17 protein-coding genes are annotated in these 17,646 nt (G+C 74.9%); 4 read left to right on the top strand and 13 right to left on the bottom strand.

Annotated features, from left to right (window positions below; all coding sequences use genetic code 11):
* Positions 1–13 precede the first annotated feature (13 nt).
* Positions 14–1,525 carry an IMP dehydrogenase gene (gene guaB / locus WJX68_RS15180; RefSeq protein WP_340291262.1) on the bottom strand — a complete coding sequence of 504 codons (1,512 nt, stop codon included), beginning with the start codon at positions 1,523–1,525 and terminating at the stop codon, positions 14–16.
* 81 nt (positions 1,526–1,606) lie between these two features.
* Here guaB and WJX68_RS15175 point away from each other — a divergent pair, with 81 nt between their 5' ends.
* Positions 1,607–2,056, top strand: coding sequence for a DUF5319 domain-containing protein (locus tag WJX68_RS15175; RefSeq protein ID WP_422785709.1), 450 nt, complete (start codon positions 1,607–1,609; stop codon positions 2,054–2,056).
* A gap of 71 nt (positions 2,057–2,127) precedes the next feature.
* On the opposite strand, the gene WJX68_RS15170 is transcribed toward WJX68_RS15175, so the two are convergent.
* The 4 genes from WJX68_RS15170 to WJX68_RS15155 all read right to left on the bottom strand — a co-directional run bounded on the left by WJX68_RS15170 (position 2,128) and on the right by WJX68_RS15155 (position 6,668).
* A complete protein-coding gene (locus tag WJX68_RS15170; RefSeq protein ID WP_340291258.1) occupies positions 2,128–3,324 on the bottom strand; it encodes an anti-sigma-D factor RsdA in 1,197 nt (398 codons plus the stop codon).
* A complete protein-coding gene (locus tag WJX68_RS15165; protein WP_340291256.1) occupies positions 3,317–3,892 on the bottom strand; it encodes a sigma-70 family RNA polymerase sigma factor in 576 nt (191 codons plus the stop codon). Before WJX68_RS15165 ends, WJX68_RS15170 begins: the two co-directional genes overlap by 8 nt.
* Positions 3,893–4,831: 939 nt before the next feature.
* A complete protein-coding gene (locus tag WJX68_RS15160; RefSeq protein ID WP_010225624.1) occupies positions 4,832–5,428 on the bottom strand; it encodes a response regulator transcription factor in 597 nt (198 codons plus the stop codon).
* Between the two features lie 202 nt (positions 5,429–5,630).
* Entirely contained in the window at positions 5,631–6,668 is a 1,038-nt protein-coding gene (locus WJX68_RS15155) for a hypothetical protein (protein ID WP_340291248.1), read from the bottom strand.
* An 87-nt stretch (positions 6,669–6,755) separates the two neighbouring features.
* Between WJX68_RS15155 and WJX68_RS15150 the strand changes: the two genes are divergently transcribed.
* A complete protein-coding gene (locus tag WJX68_RS15150) occupies positions 6,756–7,091 on the top strand; it encodes a WhiB family transcriptional regulator (RefSeq protein WP_340291369.1) in 336 nt (111 codons plus the stop codon).
* A gap of 127 nt (positions 7,092–7,218) precedes the next feature.
* Here WJX68_RS15150 and groL read toward each other — a convergent pair whose 3' ends face one another.
* Both groL and groES read right to left on the bottom strand, forming a co-directional pair.
* Entirely contained in the window at positions 7,219–8,841 is a 1,623-nt protein-coding gene (gene groL, locus WJX68_RS15145) for a chaperonin GroEL (protein ID WP_340291246.1), read from the bottom strand.
* Positions 8,842–8,948: 107 nt separating this feature from the next.
* Positions 8,949–9,239 (bottom strand): co-chaperone GroES, encoded by a 291-nt coding sequence (gene groES, locus WJX68_RS15140; protein ID WP_422785708.1) that lies wholly within the window; start codon positions 9,237–9,239, stop codon positions 8,949–8,951.
* A 276-nt stretch (positions 9,240–9,515) separates the two neighbouring features.
* Here groES and WJX68_RS15135 point away from each other — a divergent pair, with 276 nt between their 5' ends.
* The gene (locus WJX68_RS15135; RefSeq protein WP_340291244.1) at positions 9,516–11,105 is read left to right on the top strand and encodes an alkaline phosphatase D family protein; all 1,590 of its coding nucleotides are present in this window, start codon (positions 9,516–9,518) and stop codon (positions 11,103–11,105) included.
* 16 nt (positions 11,106–11,121) lie between these two features.
* Positions 11,122–12,033, top strand: a complete 912-nt coding sequence (locus WJX68_RS15130; protein ID WP_340291242.1) for an aldo/keto reductase — start codon at positions 11,122–11,124, stop codon at positions 12,031–12,033.
* Here WJX68_RS15130 and rimI read toward each other — a convergent pair.
* Genes rimI through argG form a run of 6 tightly spaced genes read right to left on the bottom strand, consistent with a single transcriptional unit; the run spans position 12,012 to position 17,617 of the window.
* On the bottom strand, positions 12,012–12,497 hold the full coding sequence (rimI, locus tag WJX68_RS15125) for a ribosomal protein S18-alanine N-acetyltransferase (protein ID WP_340291240.1): 486 nt from the start codon (positions 12,495–12,497) through the stop codon (positions 12,012–12,014). The genes WJX68_RS15130 and rimI overlap by 22 nt on opposite strands.
* Complete coding sequence (gene tsaB / locus WJX68_RS15120) at positions 12,494–13,213, bottom strand: tRNA (adenosine(37)-N6)-threonylcarbamoyltransferase complex dimerization subunit type 1 TsaB (RefSeq protein ID WP_340291238.1); 720 nt, start codon at positions 13,211–13,213, stop codon at positions 12,494–12,496. Before tsaB ends, rimI begins: the two co-directional genes overlap by 4 nt.
* Before the next feature lie 10 nt (positions 13,214–13,223).
* On the bottom strand, positions 13,224–13,700 hold the full coding sequence (gene tsaE, locus WJX68_RS15115) for a tRNA (adenosine(37)-N6)-threonylcarbamoyltransferase complex ATPase subunit type 1 TsaE (RefSeq protein WP_340291236.1): 477 nt from the start codon (positions 13,698–13,700) through the stop codon (positions 13,224–13,226).
* On the bottom strand, positions 13,697–14,962 hold the full coding sequence (locus WJX68_RS15110; RefSeq protein WP_340291234.1) for an alpha/beta fold hydrolase: 1,266 nt from the start codon (positions 14,960–14,962) through the stop codon (positions 13,697–13,699). Before WJX68_RS15110 ends, tsaE begins: the two co-directional genes overlap by 4 nt.
* Positions 14,959–16,152, bottom strand: a complete 1,194-nt coding sequence (gene alr / locus WJX68_RS15105; protein WP_340291231.1) for an alanine racemase — start codon at positions 16,150–16,152, stop codon at positions 14,959–14,961. The genes WJX68_RS15110 and alr overlap by 4 nt, the downstream gene beginning before the upstream one ends.
* A 40-nt stretch (positions 16,153–16,192) precedes the next feature.
* Positions 16,193–17,617 carry an argininosuccinate synthase gene (gene argG / locus WJX68_RS15100; protein WP_340291229.1) on the bottom strand — a complete coding sequence of 475 codons (1,425 nt, stop codon included), beginning with the start codon at positions 17,615–17,617 and terminating at the stop codon, positions 16,193–16,195.
* Between the last annotated feature and the right edge of the window lie 29 nt (positions 17,618–17,646).

The raw sequence follows: 17,646 nt of genomic DNA, 5'->3' as shown, positions 1-17,646 counted from the left end.
ACACCCTATGCGGCTACCGCGCGGCGTAGTTCGGCGCCTCCACCGTCATCGTGATGTCGTGCGGGTGGCTCTCCTTCAGACCGGCCGCGGTGATCCGCACCAGGCGCGCCTGCTGCAGGTCCGGGATGGTCTGGGCGCCGACGTAGCCCATGCCCGACCGCAGCCCGCCGCCGAGCTGGTGCACGACCGAGGACAGCGGCCCGCGGAACGGGATGCGGCCCTCGATGCCCTCCGGGACGAGCTTGTCCTCGCTGAGGACGTCGTCCTGGGCGTAGCGGTCCTTGGAGTAGGAACGCCCGGCCGCCCCGGCGCGGCCCTGCATGGCGCCCAGCGAGCCCATGCCGCGGTAGGTCTTGAACTGCTTGCCGCCGACGAGCACGACCTCGCCCGGGGACTCCGCGGTGCCCGCGAGCAGCGAGCCCAGCATGACCGTCGAGGCGCCGGCCGCGATGGCCTTGGCGACGTCGCCGGAGTACTGGATGCCGCCGTCGCCGATGACCGGGACACCGGCAGGTGCGCACGCGCGGGTGGCCTCGTAGATCGCGGTGATCTGCGGGGCGCCGACCCCGGCGACGACGCGGGTGGTGCAGATGGAGCCCGGCCCGACGCCGACCTTCACCGCGTCCGCCCCGGCCTCGACGAGCGCCTTGGCACCCTCGTAGGTCGCGACGTTGCCGCCGACGACGTCGACCTGGTCGCCGACCTCGGCGCGCAGCTTCGCGACGGTCTCCAGCACGCGTCGCGAGTGGCCGTGCGCGGTGTCCACCATGAGCACGTCCACACCGGCCTCGACGAGCTGCATGGCGCGGGAGTAGGCGTCGTCGCCGACCCCGACCGCCGCGGCGACGACGAGGCGGCCGTCCGGGTCCTTGGTGGCGAGCGGGTACTGCTCGGTCTTGTTGAAGTCCTTGATGGTGATCAGGCCGCGCAGCATGTCGTCGCCGTCGACGATCGGCAGCTTCTCCAGCTTGTGCCGGCGCAGCAGGCCCAGCGCCGCCTCGGCGGTGACGCCGACCTTGGCGGTGACCAGGGGCGCGCGGGTCATGACCTCGGACACGGGCCGGTCGGTGTCGACCTCGTAGCGCATGTCGCGGTTGGTGATGATGCCGACCAGGCGGCCGGTCTCGTCGGTCACCGGCACGCCGGAGATCCGGAACTTGGCGCAGAGCGCGTCGACGTCGGCCAGCGTCGCGTCCGGGCTGCACGTCACCGGGTCGGTGACCATGCCGGCCTCGGACCGCTTCACGACCTCGGCCTGGGCCGCCTGCGCGTCCGGCGACAGGTTGCGGTGCAGCACGCCCAGCCCGCCGGCGCGGGCCATCGCGATGGCCATCCGGGACTCGGTGACCGTGTCCATCGGCGACGACACCAGCGGGACCTGGACGCGCACCCGGCGGGTCACCTGGCTGGAGGTGTCGGCCGAGCTGGGGATCACGTCCGACTCCGCGGGCAGGAGCAGGACGTCGTCGAAGGTCAGGCCCAGCATCGCGAACTTGTCCGGCAGGCCGCCCATCTCGCTCGTCATCTCTCCGGGGCTCCCCTTGCAGTCGCGGCTGTGTCGGCGGGCATCCGCCGCAGGCCGCCATCGTACGTCCACCCCACCGGGGTGGGCCGGGGCCCGACCCTCCTGCCCGGTACCGTGTACGCCGTGTCACCAGAGGCGCTCCCACCGGACCCGTTCGCCGGAGACCCGGATGATCCTGCGCTGTCGATGCACGCCTGGGACGACCGTGGTGACGCCGCGTGGACCGGTTCCGGTGACGCCGACGTCCCTCCGCTGAGCGAGACCGACCGCGGCGAGATCCTGGCCGACCTCGCGGACCTCGCGGTGTACCAGGCGCTGCTGTCCGGCCGGGGCGTGCGCGGCATCGTCGTCGACTGCTCCGACTGCGGCGAGCAGCACTTCCACGAGTGGAACCTGCTCCGCGCGAGCCTGCAGCAGCTGCTGGACGAGGGCCGGATGCGCCCGCACGAGCCGGCCTACGACCCGGACCCCGCGCACTACGTCACATGGGAGTACTGCCGCGGCTACGCCGACGCGACGCTCGCCGACTGAGCCCGCGCGACGCCCGACGACGAGAGAAGGGCCCCGGAGGAATCCTCCGGGGCCCTTCCCGTGTCCGTGAGTCAGTTCGGCGTGCTGCTGACCGCGCCGGTCGAGGACGACGACGGCGGGTTCGTCGTCGAGTCCGCGCCGCCCTCCCCGGCCGCGGTGGGCCGGGTGGTGGGCGTCGGGGTCGGCGTGGTGGGGTCGGCCTGGCCCTCGGTCGTCGGCGACGTCTGGTCCGGCGACGGCGAGGTGGTCGGCGCGGTCTCGCCGCCCGGACCGCCCAGCACCGACGGGTCCGAGGTCGCGCCGCCCTCGGGGGACGTGGTGCCGCCCGGGGGCGTCGTCCCCTCCGGCGGCGGCTGCGGGGCCGGGGTGGAGGAGTCCTCGTCGCCCTCGGAGACCGGGGGCGGCGGGGCCGGGGTGCCGTCACGCAGCGGCGAGCGCGGGTCGGTCGGCGTGCCCGGCGGGGTCTCGGCCGCCTTCTGGCTCAGGAAGCGGTTCTGCTGCTCGAAGCCCTCGCGCACGTCCGGCGAGGTGCGCTCGACCAGCGGCCCGAGTGCGGCGAGCTCCTGCTGCGCGCCGACGGTGTCGCCGGCGGCGAGCCGGGCGTTGACCCGCTCGATGCCCTCCCGCAGCGTGGCCGCGGCCTGCACCTGGTCGGCACGCTCGCTGTAGAGGACCTTGGAGACGCCCCACAGGGCGTCGCCCGGCTGGGCCTCGTGCGCGCTGATCGAGACGACCGCCAGCGCGCAGGCGGCGACGGCCGCGGCGGCGACCAGCGGGCGCAGGAAGGAGACCTTCCGCGACGGCCGCGCCGGCTGCAGCATCTCCACGGCCTGCTCGGTGTCGACGAGCTCCGGGATCGGCTCGCGGTCGACCTCGTCCTTCCAGGACGAGAGCATGGCGGCGAGCCGGTCGTCGACGTCGTAGCCGCGGCGGCCGGGGCCGGACACGCTCAGCCCGGAGGCCAGCGCGTTGATCAGTTCGTCGTCGGCCTGCAGCTCGACGAGGTCGACGGTGCCGTCGTCCTCGAGGGCGTCGAACTCGTCCCAGGCGTCGGAGCGGCCCAGGTGGCGCTGCGCCACCGGCTGCGGCACCGGGCGGCCCTCGTGGGGCACCGGGTGGCCGTTGCGGCCGGTCGGGTGGGAGTGCCCGTTGGTGCGGCCGGTACGGGGCTCGCCGAAGCGGCCACGCGTCACCGGTGCCGGCGGGCGCTCCCAGCCGTCACCGGACGGTGGGGGGAAGCCCGGACCGTGCGGACCCTGGTCACGCATCCCGGACCACCTCCTCACTCATCATCTTCCTCAACCGGGACAGCGCCCGGTGCTGTGCGACCCGGACGGCGCCCGGTGTCGAGCCGACGGCCGCTGCGGTCTCCTCCGCGGACAGGCCCACGACCACGCGCAACACGATGATCTCCCGATGTTTCTCCGGAAGGACCTCCAGCAGCCTGGACATCTCCTCCGACAGTTCCACCTGCAGGGCACGGGTCTCGGGCCCGTCGGACGACTCCATGCGGTCCGGCACGTCGGCCATCGGTTCGGAGCGGTTCCGGGACGCCGCCCGGTGCGCGTCGATGACCTTGTGGGACGCGATGCCGTAGACGAAGGCGAGGAACGGGCGACCCTGCACCCGGTACCCCGGCAACGCCGTGAGCACGGCCACGCAGACCTCCTGGGCGACGTCGTCCGCCGAGACGGACCCTCGGTCGGCCCCCAGCCGGGCGCGGCAGTAGCGCACGACGAGAGGCCGAATCATGGCGAGAACGCGCTCGACCGCGGATCGGTCGCCGGCCATGGCCGCTTCGATCCACTCGTCGGGAACGTCTCTTGATTCACTCATCGTGGGGAACCGTCCAGGCGTTACGAGCTTCCATCAGTGTCATCCGATCGTGGAGGCAACCCCTGTCCGCGCAGGTCGGACGCGGGAGATCGGATCCGATCCACCGTATCCGAGCGGGGGTCGCCCGCGGGAGTCGCTCCATGTGGGGTCAGACGATCGTGCACGCCGGCGGGTTGCGCAGTGCCCCACGGGGACGCGACCACGAGACGACCACGGTCGGCGAGCGGTTCGTCACGGTCCGCTCGACCCGGTCACCGGACGCGGTGAAGATCATCGCAGGTCGGAGGCCGGTCGCGGACCGTCCGGCGCGGGTCTCACCCGGTTCGGCGAGGGGCTGCGGCGCCGACCGGTGACCGCCGCGTGACGGCGGTGACGGACGGGGCGTACGGGACGGACGTGGCGCGGGGGGACGGCTCCCGGTGCGGGGCCGACCGCTCGTCGGCAGCGGCCGGACGGGCGTCACCGCCTACGACGAGCGGCGCAACACCCTCAACACCCGCCGTCGCACACCGGCCGACCCGGCGCCGGGGGGCGGGGGGCGCGGCGAGCGCCCCGGGCGCGCTCCGAGGGGCACCCTCGTAGCGCTCTAAGCCCCGGGAGTGCCCCGCGGAGCACACCGGGGGCCGGGGCCGGGGCCCGGGGGGGGCGGGGCCGTGGACCGCCGGTGACGGCGGCGCGCGGTGCGGCGCGGGCCCCGGGACGGCGGGCCGCCCGGGAGGCGCGCGGTGGACGGTCCGGCCGCGGGGAGCACGACCGGCGCGGTCCCGGCGCGCCGGACCGGTGGGGACCGGTCGGTACGGGGCCGGACCGCGGGGGTTCGGTCCGGCCCGTGGGGTCACCCGCGTCGCGGGTGGGGCGGAGCGGCCGGTTCGGGGTCGGTCGCTCCCGTGCGGTACTGCGTGCGGTACTGCCGGGTGGTGCTGCCGGGTGGTCGCCCGGTCAGGACACCAGGCCGCGCCGGAAGCCGTGGGCCACGGCCTGCGCGCGGTCACGGACGCCGAGCTTGCGGAACAGCCGGCGGGCGTGGGTCTTCACGGTGTCCTCGGAGAGGTAGAGCTCCCGGCCGATCTGGCCGTTGCTCTTGCCCTGGCTCATCCCGCGCAGCACCTGGAGCTCGCGCTCGGTGAGCTGCACGCCCGGGTCGGTGGGCACGCGCGGGGTCGGCACCGAGGTGCTGGCCAGCGTGTGGGCGAGCGCGGCGACCAGCTCCGGACGCGAAGCGTCCCAGCGCAGGTAGCCGCGTGCACCACCGGCGATGGCGGCGGCGATGCTGCCGGCGTCGTCCGGGGCCCCGAAGACGATGACGTTCGCCTGCGGGTGGGCGGCCACCAGGCGGCGCGTGGCCTCCACCCCGGTGGGCACCGCACGCTGCGTCCCGACCAGGACGACGTCGACGGACTGGCGGGCGTAGCGGGCGAGGAGTTCGTCCCCGTGGGCGACGCAGTCGATGCGCTGGACCCCGGGGACCGCGGACATGACGCGGGTCAGACCCTCGCGGACGCTGCGACGATCGTCGCAGATGAGTACCGTCGTCACGACGATTCCTTCCTGCAGCTTCCTGCAGCCGGGTGATTCTTCACCCTCCGAATCGGCGGGTGACCCTCTCACCTTGACACGGTCGGGGCGAATTTGTGCACTCCGTTCGGCGTTCGAGCCCACCTGTCTCAGCGTCATGTGGGTGAAGCGTCGCCGAATGGAGTAGTCCGTACGGTACATCGTCGGAGCGTCGGCCCACGCACTACTCCCGCAGCAGGTCCCGACCGGATCGGTCACTTCGCGTATAGAGGACGCTCACCGTGTGCAACACCGCACTTCGGCGACCCTCCGCGTCCGTTCGGCGACTGCGCGTATCGAAAGGTGACGCTCCGGCGTGTCGCGGTCCGGCGACCGGTGCGGAGGCGGCCGCGGCGGTCGCCCGATCGGCCCCCGGATGCCCGCAGCGTGGCCGGTCCGGTGCGGCATCCGGACCACCCGCGACGGCGTCCGGTGGCCCGTCGGGCACCAGGGCGGCCCGTGCCTGCAGGGCCGCCCGGTACAGCGGCAGGCAGCCGTCGGCCCACGCGGTGCCGGCGACGGCGTCGAGCTCGGCGGCGAGGTCGCCGGCCGGGAGCCCGGCCACCCCGGCGGCGACCGCCGCGACCAGCCTGCTCTTCACCACGTGCCGCGCCGAGCCCAGCGCGACCGCCCCGTGGAGCGCCTCCCGGGCCGCGGCCGTCGCCGCGGCCGGGTCCCCGGCGACCAGCGCGGTCTCCGCGCGCACCCAGCCGTACCGGACGCGGGTGCGGTGCCCGGCCGGCCCGCACCACGGCGCGGCCCGGTCCAGCAGGATCGCGGCGCGGGCGGCGTCGGCCCGGCCCAGGGCGTCCGCGGCGAGCCCGGTCAGCGCGTCGGCGACGGCGGCGTCCGCCCCGGTCCCCCACGGGTCGCCCGGGCCGTCCCCCGCGGCGTGCGGCAGCGCCAGGCGCAGCGCCTCCCCGTCGAGCGCGGCGGCCGCGCGGTGGCCGCCGAGCTGGCGCAGGTGCGAGGCCCGGGTGACCCCCGCGTGCGCCCGCAGCGCCGGAGCGACGGCCCGGTCGCGGCGCAGCCCGTCGAGCAGGGCCGCCGCCGCGGCGTAGTGCCCGGTGCCCCCGAGGGCCACCGCGGCGGCCCAGCGCGCCCCGGTGGGCCCCGCCGGCCGGGCGGCCGCGGTCACCTCCGCGCGGGTCGCGGTCCCACCGACGAGCGCGGTCACGCCGGGCGAGCGCGCGACCCCCGCGACGCCCTCTCGGACGTGCACGATCGTTCACCTCGAATCAGGTTTGCGTGCGCCGGAGCCAGGGAATCTGATCGCTGTCGACATCGATAGCGAAGGCAGGTGACGAACATGGCGGACATCCGGAGGCTTCCCGGGCCGGTCGCCGACATCTACGACTGGCAGATGGAGGGAGCCTGCCGGGGGATGGACAGTGCGTTCTTCTTCCATCCCGAGGGTGAGCGTGGTCCCGCACGGGCCCGACGCGAAACCCGCGCCAAGCAGGTCTGCTCGGAGTGTCCCGTGGTGCAGCAGTGCCGCGAGCACGCCCTGAAGGTCCAGGAGCCGTACGGCATCTGGGGCGGCCTGTCCGAGTCCGAGCGGGACGCGATCATCCGCGGTCCGCGCCGTCAGCTCAAGGTCGCTTCCGAGGCGGCCGCTCAGCCGGTGGAGATCCACACCGCCTGAACGGGCCCCGGCCGCCGGGGGCCTTCCCATCTCCCGCGACCGGCACTCTCACTTCCTGCCCCGCACCGAACGACCGACGGCGGGCGACCACCAGGTCGCCCGCCGTCGTCGTGTGTCCGGTCCGGACTCAGTGCCCGTGGCCGTGGCCGTGGCCACCGGCGGGCGCCGGGTCGGCCTTCTCCGGCTTGTCCACCACGGCGCTCTCGGTGGTGAGCACCATGCGCGCGATGGAGGCCGCGTTCTCGACGGCCGACCGGGTCACCTTGACCGGGTCGATGACGCCGTCGGCGATCAGGTCGCCGTAGCTGCGGGTCGCCGAGTTGTACCCGGTCCCCCAGCCGCCCTCGGCCACCTTGGAGACGACGATCGAGCCCTCGTCGCCACCGTTCTCGGCGATCCAGTACAGCGGGGCCGACAGCGCCTTGCGGACGATCGCGACACCGGTCGCGGCGTCGCCGGACAGGCCCAGGCCGCCGTCGAGCTCGGCCGCGGCGTGCACCAGCGCGGAACCGCCGCCGGGGACGATGCCCTCCTCGACCGCCGCACGGGTCGCCGCGACGGCGTCCTCGATGCGGTGCTTGCGCTCCTTGAGCGCGGTCTCGGTGGCGGCACCGGCCTTGATGACCGCGACGCCGCCGGAGAGCTTGGCCAGGCGCTCCTGGAGCTTCTCCTTGTCCCAGTCGGAGTCGGACTCCTCGATCTCGCGCTTGAGCTGCGCGACGCGGCCCTCGACGTCGGCCTTGGAGCCGCCGCCCTCGACGATCGTGGTGTTGTCCTTGGTCACGACGACCCGCCGGGCGCGGCCCAGCAGCTCGAGACCGGCCTCGTTCAGCTTCAGGCCGACCTCGGGGTTGATGACCTGGCCGCCGGTGGCGATCGCGAGGTCGTCCATGAACGCCTTGCGGCGGTCACCGAAGAACGGCGACTTGACCGCGGCGACCTTGACGGTCTTGCGGATCGAGTTGACGACCAGGGTGGACAGCGCCTCGCCCTCGACGTCCTCGGCGATGATCAGCAGCGGCCGGCCCTCGCCGAGCACCTTCTCCAGCAGCGGGAGCAGGTCCTGGATGGAGCTGATCTTGTCGCGGTGCAGCAGGATGTACGGGTCGTCGAGCGCCGCCTCCATGGACTCGGAGTCGGTGACGAAGTACGGCGACAGGTAGCCCTTGTCGAACTGCAGACCCTCGGTGATCTCCAGCTCGGTCGAGAGGGTCGAGCCCTCCTCGACCGTGATCACGCCGTCGTTGCCGACGGTGTTGATCGCCTGGGCGATCAGGTCGCCGATCTCCTGCTCGCGCGAGGCGATGGCGCCGACCTGCGCGATGTGGCTCTTGGCGTCGACCGGGGTGGCCTTGGACAGCAGCACCTCGGAGACCTTCGCCGACGCGGCGGCGATGCCCTGGCCGAGCGCGAACGGCGCGGCGCCGGCGGCCACGTTGCGCAGGCCCTCCTTGACCAGCGCCTGGGCCAGCACGGTGGCGGTGGTGGTGCCGTCGCCCGCGACGTCGTTGGTCTTGGTCGCGACGGTCTTCGCCAGCTGGGCGCCGAGGTTCTCGTACGGGTCCTCGAGGTCGACCTCGCGGGCGATCGTGACGCCGTCGTTGGTGACGGTCGGGCCGCCGAACTTCTTGTCGATGACGACGTGGCGGCCACGCGGGCCGAGCGTCACCTTGACGGCGTCGGCGAGCTGGTTCACGCCGCGCTCGAGCGCGCGGCGGGTGTCCTCGTCGAAGCTGATCTGCTTCGCCATCTTGTCTCTCTCAACCTCTCGTCATGGGGGAGAAGAACGACCGCCCCGACCGGACCACCGTCCGGTGGACCGCCCGGGGCGGTGCGCTCACGCGATGCGGGCGGTCGTCAGTTGACGACGGCCAGCACGTCGCGGGCGGAGAGGATCAGGTACTCCTCGCCGTTGTACTTGACCTCGGTGCCGCCGTACTTCGAGTAGATGACGACGTCGCCGACGGCCACGTCGAGCGGGATGCGGTTCCCGTTGTCGTCCACCCGGCCCGGGCCGACGGCCAGGACCTTGCCCTCCTGGGGCTTCTCCTTGGCGGTGTCCGGGATGACGATGCCGGAGGCGGTGGTGGTCTCCGCCTCGCTGGCCTGGACGACGAGCTTGTCCTCGAGCGGCTTGATGTTCGCCACGACGATGACCTCCCCTTCCTGGGGTGAATCCGATGTCACGGGGTCTTCCAGCGGTGTGTCACCGCACGCGGGGGGTCCCGCCCCGCCGTCGCGGGTGCCGGGGCGGAGGCCGTCCTCACGTGCGTTGGCACTCTATCCATGAGAGTGCCAGAAGCCGAGCGGGGGCTCAACCGCGTCGTGGCGTGCGTGTCGGAGTTCCCCGTCGACGGCTGTTGTTCACCCGCCCGTCGCCCGGGCGCCGGGTGTCACTCGATCGGGAACGTTGCACTACGACACGTGATCACCACCTCCCGACGCTCCCTGCTGCGTGCCGGCCTCTCGGCCGCCGCCGTCACCGCCGCCGCACCGCTGCTGACCGGCGCGGCCGCCCCCGCACCCGTCCCCGGCCGGCCCGCGGGCGACCCGTTCGGGCTCGGCGTCGCCTCCGGCGAGCCGGACGCGACCTCGGTCGTGCTGTGGACCCGGCTGGCGACCGACCCGGTCGCCGAGGACGGGCTCGGCGGCATCGGGAACCGCGGCACCGACGTCGAGTGGGAGATCGCCGAGGACGAGGGCTTCACCCGCGTCGTGCGCCGCGGGCGCGAGCGCACCGGCCCCGAGCTCGGGCACAGCGTGCACGTCGAGGCGGGCGGGCTGCGTCCCGGCCGCGACTACCACTACCGCTTCCGCGTCGGGCGCACCGTCTCCGACGTCGGCCGCACCCGCACCGCGCCGCCGTTTGCCGCGATGACCCCGGTGCACATGGCCTTCACCTCCTGCTCGCAGTTCGAGCACGGGTACTTCACCGCCTACCGGCGGATGGCCGAGGAGCGCCCGGACGTGCTGCTGCACCTGGGCGACTACATCTACGAGTACCCGGCGAAGAAGTACGTCGCCCCCGGCGGCAACGTCCGCGACCACGCCGGCCCGGAGACGACGACGCTGGCCGGCTACCGCCAGCGCCTGGGCCAGTACCACGCCGACGCCGACCTGCAGGCCGCACACGCCGCCGCGCCGTGGCTGGTCGTGTTCGACGACCACGAGGTCGAGAACAACTGGGCCGGCGACGTCCGCGAGCTCCCGGTCGACCCGCCCGGCGACTTCGCCGCGCGCAAGGCGGCCGCGTTCCGCGCGTACTGGGAGAACATGCCGCTGCGCGCCGCCCAGCGCCCGCGCGGCGCGGCGATGCGGCTCTACCGCCGGGTCGGCTACGGCGGCCTGGTCACCTTCCACATGCTCGACACCCGCCAGTACCGCGGCGACCAGCCCTGTGGCGACACCTTCCGCAGCGACTGCGCCGAGCGCACCGACCCGGCCCGCTCCCTGCCCGGCTCGGCGCAGGAACGCTGGATCGCCGACGGCTTCGCCCGCTCCCGCGCGCGCTGGGACGTCCTGGGCCAGCAGGTGTTCTTCTCCCAGGTCGACTTCACCCCCGGGGCCGGGCGCGGCTTCAACCCCGACGCGTGGGACGGCTACCCCGGCTCGCGCGACCGCGTCGTCGACTCCTGGGTCGAGGCCACGCAGCGGGGCCGGGCCCGCAACCTGGTGGTGCTCACCGGCGACGTGCACGCCCACTGGGGCGCCGACGTCAAGCGCCGGTTCGACGACCCGGCCTCGCCGGTCGTCGGCAGCGAGCTGGTCTCCAGCTCGATCAGCTCGGGCGGCGACGGCTCGGAGAAGCAGAGCGGCTCGGACGCGGTGCTGGCCGAGAACCCGCACGTGCGCTTCCACAACAACCGGCGCGGCTACGTCAGCACCCGGTTCACCGCCGAGCGGATGGAGGCCGAGTTCAAGGTGGTGCCGTTCGTGAAGCAGCCCGGCGCCCCGGTGCAGACGCGCGGGCGGTTCGTGACCGAGGACCGGCGGCCGGGGCTGCGGTCCGCCTGAGGGTAGGTTCGCGCTCGTGGCTGACCTGGTACTCGGCGCGAACGTGTTCGGCTGGACGGCGGACCGCGACACCTCGTTCGCGATCCTCGACGCGTTCGTCGCCGCCGGCGGGCGGAAGATCGACACCGCCGACTCCTACATGTGGCGCGCGCCGGGCAACTCCGGCGGCGAGTCCGAGACGATCCTCGGCGAGTGGATGGCCGCGCGCGGCAACCGCGACGAGCTGCACCTCGCGACGAAGGTCGGCGCCCTGCCCGGCCGCGAGGGCCTGTCCGGGGAGAACATCGCGGCCGCCGCGCGCGACTCCCTGCGCCGGCTGGGCACCGACCGGATCGACCTCTACCACGCCCACCGCGACGACGAGGCGACCGCGCAGGAGGAGACGCTCGACGCGTTCGACGCGCTGGTCCGCGAGGGCCTGGTCCGCGAGATCGGCGCGTCGAACTTCACCGCCGCGCGGATCCGGTCGGCGCTGGAGATCTCCGAGCGCGACGGGCTGACCGCGTTCACCGCGATCCAGCCGCACTACAACCTGATGGAGCGCGACGACTACGAGGCCGCGCTCGCCCCGCTCGCCGAGGCGCAGGGGCTGGCCGTGTACCCGTACTACGGGCTGGCGAAGGGCTTCCTGACCGGCAAATACCGGCCCGACTCCCCCGCACCCGAGGGACCGCGGGCCCAGGGCGCCGCCGCCTACCTGGACTCGCGCGGCCGGGCGGTGCTGGCCGGGCTCGACGAGATCTCCGCCGGCTACGGCGTGCCCGTCCCGGCCGTCGCGCTGACCTGGCTCGCCGCGCAGCCGACGGTGACCGCGCCGCTCGCGAGCGCGCGCACGGTGCAGCAGCTGGAGCAGCTGCTGCCGATGCTCACCCTGGAGCTGACCGACGACGAGCTGCGCCTGCTGTCCTACCTGTCCGCCACGTCCTGACGGGCGGCCCGCTCGCGGCGCATCGTGTAGGCGTCGGCCATGGACGGCCGGTAGTAGCGCCTGCGGGTCCCCACCACGACGAAGCCGGTGCTCTCGTACAGCGTGCGGGCGGGCTCGTTGTCGGTGCGGACCTCCAGGAACACGGTGGCGCGCAGCTCGTCGGCGGCGGCGAGCAGCGCCGCCAGCAGCGCGCGGCCGATGCCGTGGCCCTGCCAGGCCGGGTCGACGCCGATGGTGTGCACCTCGGCCTCGGCCATCGGCGGCCCCGCGACGACGGCGAGACCGGCATAGCCGACCAGCTCGTCCCCGGCGCGGGCGGCGAGGTAGAGCTGCCCGGAGGAGACGGCGTCGCGGAACGACTGGGCGCTCCACGGGTCGTCGCCGGGGAACAGCAGCTCCTCCAGCTCCGCGCAGCGCGGGGCGTCGGCGCGGTAGAGCGGGCCGAGGGTGACCGTGGTGCTCATGCCGTGACGCGCTTGCGCCCCGTCGGCTCGACGGCGTCGGGGCGGCGCAGGTAGAGCGGTTCGACGGGGGCCGGGGCACGCCCGGCGAGCAGGTCGGCCGCGGCCACCCCGACCAGGGCGTCCGGGCCCGGCGCGCCCGGTCCGGCGATCTCGCGGCCGAGCCGGTCCGCGAACGCCGGGTCCCCGATCACGGTCCCGACGGCGAGCTCGTCGAGCCGCGCGGCGAGCGACTCGGGTGCCTCGACCGCGGGCCCGGACAGCCGGCGCACCGAGCGGGCGTCGGCGGGGTCGGCCGCGTCGTAGGCGGCCCAGTACACCTCGCGGCGGCGGGCGTCGGTCACGACCAGCAGGTTCCCGGCGTGCACCCCCCGCGCGGCGTCGGTGCGCGTTCCGCCTGCGCTCCACGCGAGCGCGTCGTGGGTGACGACCCCGTGCACCGGCACGTCGAGGGCGTGCCCGAGCGCGGCGGCCGAGGCGATCCCGACCCGCAGCCCGGTGAACGGCCCCGGCCCGGCGCCGACGACGACCGCGCCGACCCCGGCGAGCCCGTGGCCCGCCTCGGCGCAGAGCGCCCGCACCGCGGGCATCAGCAGCTCGCCGTGCCGGCGGCCGTCGTGCGCGCGGGCGGCGAGGGTGCGCGGCACGCCGGAGTCCGGCAGGTCGACCAGACCTGCGGTGACGACGGTCGTCGCGGTGTCGAGAGCCAGGACCAGCACGTCCGCGAGCCTACGGACGTGCGGTGCGGCGCAGGGTCGCGACCCGGGTGTCGTCGTCGCGGCGCTCCAGCTCGATCGCGACCGCGGAGCCGGTGAGCCGTTCGGCGACCCCGATCCCCCACTCCACGGCGACGACGGCCCGGTCCAGCTCGGTGTCGAGGTCGAGGTCGTCGAGCTCGGCCGCGACGTCGACGCCGCCGTCGGGACCGCCCAGGCGGTAGGCGTCGACGTGCACCAGCGCCGGGCCGTCCCCGGCGGGCGGGTGCTCGCGGGCGATGACGAACGTCGGCGACGCGACGGTGCCGGTCACGCCCAGCCCGCGGGCGAGGCCGCGCACCAGCGCGGTCTTGCCCGCACCGAGCGGCCCGGCGAGCAGCACCACGTCGCCGGCGGCGAGCTCGCGCCCGACCGCCTCGCCGAACTCCTCGGTGTCGGCGACGGTCGGCAGCTCGCGCACCAGCGGGTCCGCCCCGGGCGCGGGGATCACGGCCGGTCCTTCTTCCGGGCGCGCACGCCGCGGGCGGGTGCGCGGCCGCCGCGACGGGCCCGTCCGGCGCCGCGCAGCATCCCGCGCAGGGCGCCGGTGCCGTCGGCGGCGGGCTCCGCTGCCGTCTCGCCGTCCGCGGCGGGCGGGCGGCGCGAGGGCTTCTTCGCGCGCAGCTCGCCGGAGCGGGTGCGCTCGGTGGAGCGCCGGATCAGCTCGCCCAGCTCGGCGTCGACGATCCCGGCCTGCTCCAGCATCGGCATGTGCCCCACCCCGGGCAGCCGCACCAGCCGGGCGGTCGGGATGGCCTCGGCGATGACCTCGCTGTGCCGCCACGGGATGATCCGGTCGCCGTCGCCGGCCAGGACGAGCACCTCGCAGCCGGACAGGCCGGGCAGCGCCGCGAGCCGGTCGTGGGTGCCCAGGGTGTCGACGAAGTCGGTCAGCGCCCCGACGGCGTTCGAGTCGATCATCGTGTCGACGAGGTCCACCATCCGCGGGTCGACCTGCCGGTCACCGTAGGCGAAGCGCTTGGTGAACGCCCAGATGACGTCGCCCAGCGCGCGCCGGCCGGTCTCGACCAGGCCGGGCTGCCAGGCGGCGAGCCCGCCGAGCGTGCGGATGATCGGGTTGCGGCGGGACAGGAACGTGCCCGGCAGCCCGGACGAGGCCATCTCCCCCGCCGACGTCGACACCAGCGCGACCCCGGCGACGCGGTCGTGGAACAGCTCCGGGTGCTGCTCGGCGAGCGCCATCACCGTCATGCCGCCCATCGAGTGCGACACCAGCACCAGCGGGCCCTCCGGTGCCACCGACCGGACGACGGCGTCGAGGTCGCGGCCGAGCTGCTCGATCGTGCAGGACTCGGCGGGCGCCCGCTCGGACCGGCCGTGGCTGCGCTGGTCGTAGAGCACCATCCGCACCGACGGCCCGGTCATCCCGGCCAGGTACGGCCGCTGCTCGGACCAGGTACGACGGTCGAGGGCGAACCCGTGCACCAGCACCACGGTGAGCGCCGGGTCGGAGCCGTCGGCCGGCCCGACCACCTCGCAGGCGAGGCGGACGTCGTCGTCGGCCATGACCGACATCTCCTCGCCGACGGTGCCCGGCGGCGTCCCGGCGTGCTCGGCCATCTCGGTGGCCAGGCTGCGGCGCGCGGCGGCGATCTTGCGGCGCTGGGCGGCCACACCGACCCCGGCGGCGGCGCCCGCGGCACCGACCACACCGCCCGCGATCCCCGCGACCGTCCATCCCCTGCGGCTCATGCGCTCCCCTCGGTCACCGTCCGGCGGACCCGGCCCCGGACCCCCGTGACGATCTCGTAGTGGATCGTGCCGAGCTCGTCGGCCCACTCCTGTGCGGTCGGGCCGCCGGCGTCGCCGGTGCCGAACAGCTCGACCGGGTCGCCGATCGCCACGTCCAGCGCCCCGGGGCGCCCGCAGTCGACGACGAACTGGTCCATGCACACCCGCCCGGCCACCGGGCGCACGGTCCCGGCGATCCGCACGCGCATCCGGCCGCGGTCGTTGAGCCGGCGCGGGACGCCGTCGGCGTAGCCCAGCGGCACCAGCGCCAGCGCCCGCGGCTCGCGGGCGACCCACTCGTGGCCGTAGGACACGCCCTCGCCGGCGGCGACGGTCTTGGTGAGCGCGACCCGCCCGCGCAGCGTCATCGCCGGGCGCAGCGGGCTCTCGGCCGGGGGCACGAGCGGGTCCAGGCCGTAGACGGCGATCCCCGGCCGCACGACGTCGAGGTGCAGGTCGGGGCGGGTCATCAGGCCCGCGGAGTTGCAGAGGTGGCGCTGCGGGGTGAACCCGCGGTCGCGGGCGGCGGCGACGGCGGCGGCCAGCCGCGCAGCCTGGGAGTCGACGGCGGGCTGGCCCGGCTCGTCGGCGGCGGCCAGGTGCGACCAGACCGCGGCGACCTCGCACGCACCGGCGGCGACGCCGTCGGCGACGTCGTCGAGCAGGCCCGGCCACTCGCCGGGCGGGCAGCCGTTGCGCGAGAGCCCGGTGTCGGCCTTGAGGTGCAGGCGGACCGGGCGGCCCGCGGACCGGGCCCCGGCCAGCACCGCGGCCAGGTGCACCCGGCTCGACACCGACAGTTCGACCCCCGCGGCGACGGCGGCGGCGAAGTCGGCGTCGGGCAGGTGCAGCCAGGACAGCAGCGGCGCGCCGACCCCGGCGGAGCGCAGCGCCAGCGCCTCCTCCAGCGTGGCGACGCCGAGCCGGGTCGCCCCCGCCGACAGCGCGGCCCGCGCGACGGCGGCGGCGCCGTGGCCGTAGCCGTCGGCCTTCACCACCACCATCGTCTCGGCGCCCGAGCGGGCGGCGAGGCCGGACAGGTGGCGGGTGTTGTGCCGCACGGCGTCCAGGTCGACGACCGCCTCGGCGGCGGGGGCCGGCGGCGCGTGCCGCGGCCCCGGGCCGGGGGCGGGTTCGGTCGTGGAGGACACGGCCCCGATCATCGCATCCCGCCCCGGCGGCCCGGCGCCGTCAGTCGGTCCCGGCCTCCATCGCGGCCCGGTCGAGGGACTCCTCGGCCTGCTCGGCGTCGGGGTCCGAGGGCGTCGCCGTGATCTCCGCCGCACGTCCGGCCTCGACCTCGCCGACGAACGTGCCGAACTCGCCGCCGAGCATCCCGGTGGCCGAGTACTGCTCCAGCTTGGCGCGGGAGTCGGCCAGGTCCAGGTTGCGCAGGGTGAGCTGGCCGATGCGGTCGCCCGGGGTGAACGGGGCGTCCTCGACGCGCTCCATCGACAGCCGGTCCTCGGCGTAGGCCAGGGCCGGGCCGCGGGTGTCGAGCACCGACCAGTCGTTGCCGCGGCGCAGCCGCAGGGTGACCGAACCGGTGACGGCGTTGCCCACCCACCGGGTCAGGGACTCGCGCAGCATCAGCGACTGCGGCTCCAGCCAGCGGCCCTCGTAGAGCAGGCGGCCGAGCCGGCGGCCCTGCTCCTCGTAGGCCGAGAGCGAGTCGTGGTTGTGGATGGCGGAGACGAGCCGCTCGTAGGTGACGAACAGCAGCGCCATCGCCGGGGCCTCGTAGATGCCGCGGCTCTTGGCCTCGATGATCCGGTTCTCGATCTGGTCGGTCATGCCCAGGCCGTGCCGGCCGCCGATCCGGTTGGCCTCGGTGACCAGCGCGACCGGGTCGTCGTAGCGGACGCCGTTGATCGCGACCGGGCGCCCGGCCTCCCACTCGACGGTGACGTCCTCGGTCCCGACCTCGACGGCCGGGTCCCAGAACCGCAGGCCCATGATCGGCTCGACGATCTCGATCGAGGTGTCGAGGTGCTCGAGGCGCTTGGCCTCGTGGGTGGCGCCCCAGATGTTGGCGTCGGTCGAGTACGCCTTCTCCGCGGAGTCGCGGTAGGGCAGGTCCCGCTCGCCCAGCCAGGCGCTCATCTCGGCGCGGCCGCCGAGCTGGTCGACGAACGCCTCGTCCAGCCAGGGCTTGTAGATCCGCAGGGCCGGGTTGGCGAGCAGCCCGTAGCGGTAGAACCGCTCGATGTCGTTGCCCTTGAACGTCGAGCCGTCGCCCCAGATCGAGACGCCGTCGTCGGCCATCGCCCGGACCAGCAGCGTGCCGGTGACGGCGCGGCCGATCGGGGTGGTGTTGAAGTAGGGCATCCCGCCCGCGCGGATGTGGAACGCGCCGCAGGCGATCGCGGCGATGCCCTCGTCGACCAGCGCGCGGCGGCAGTCGACGACGCGGGCGGCCTCGGCGCCGTACTCCAGGGCGCGCTCGCGGACCGCGACCAGGTCGGGCTCGTCGGGCTGTCCGAGGTCGGCGGTGTAGGCGTAGGGCACCGCGCCGTTCTCGCGCATCCAGGCGACCGCGACGGAGGTGTCGAGGCCACCGGAGAAGGCGATGCCGACGCGCTCGCCGACGGGGAGGCTGGTCAGGATCTTCGGCACGCGCGGAACGCTAACAACCCGCTCCCGGC

Source organism: Pseudonocardia spirodelae, from assembly GCF_037727765.1.
GTDB classification, from domain to species: domain Bacteria; phylum Actinomycetota; class Actinomycetes; order Mycobacteriales; family Pseudonocardiaceae; genus Pseudonocardia; species Pseudonocardia spirodelae.
This window is presented reverse-complemented; position numbering and strand designations above follow the sequence as displayed.

Bases quoted from the DNA above. Each gene is read 5' to 3' on its own strand.
- WJX68_RS15110 (WP_340291234.1), bottom strand. From the start codon at position 14,962: ATGAGCCGCAGGGGATGGACGGTCGCGGGGATCGCGGGCGGTGTGGTC.
- WJX68_RS15165 (WP_340291256.1), bottom strand. From the start codon at position 3,892: ATGAGTGAATCAAGAGACGTTCCCGACGAGTGGATCGAAGCGGCCATG.
- WJX68_RS15170 (WP_340291258.1), bottom strand. From the start codon at position 3,324: ATGCGTGACCAGGGTCCGCACGGTCCGGGCTTCCCCCCACCGTCCGGT.
- rimI (WP_340291240.1), bottom strand. From the start codon at position 12,497: ATGAGCACCACGGTCACCCTCGGCCCGCTCTACCGCGCCGACGCCCCG.
- groL (WP_340291246.1), bottom strand. From the start codon at position 8,841: ATGGCGAAGCAGATCAGCTTCGACGAGGACACCCGCCGCGCGCTCGAG.
- WJX68_RS15150 (WP_340291369.1), top strand. From the start codon at position 6,756: ATGGCGGACATCCGGAGGCTTCCCGGGCCGGTCGCCGACATCTACGAC.
- guaB (WP_340291262.1), bottom strand. From the start codon at position 1,525: ATGACGAGCGAGATGGGCGGCCTGCCGGACAAGTTCGCGATGCTGGGC.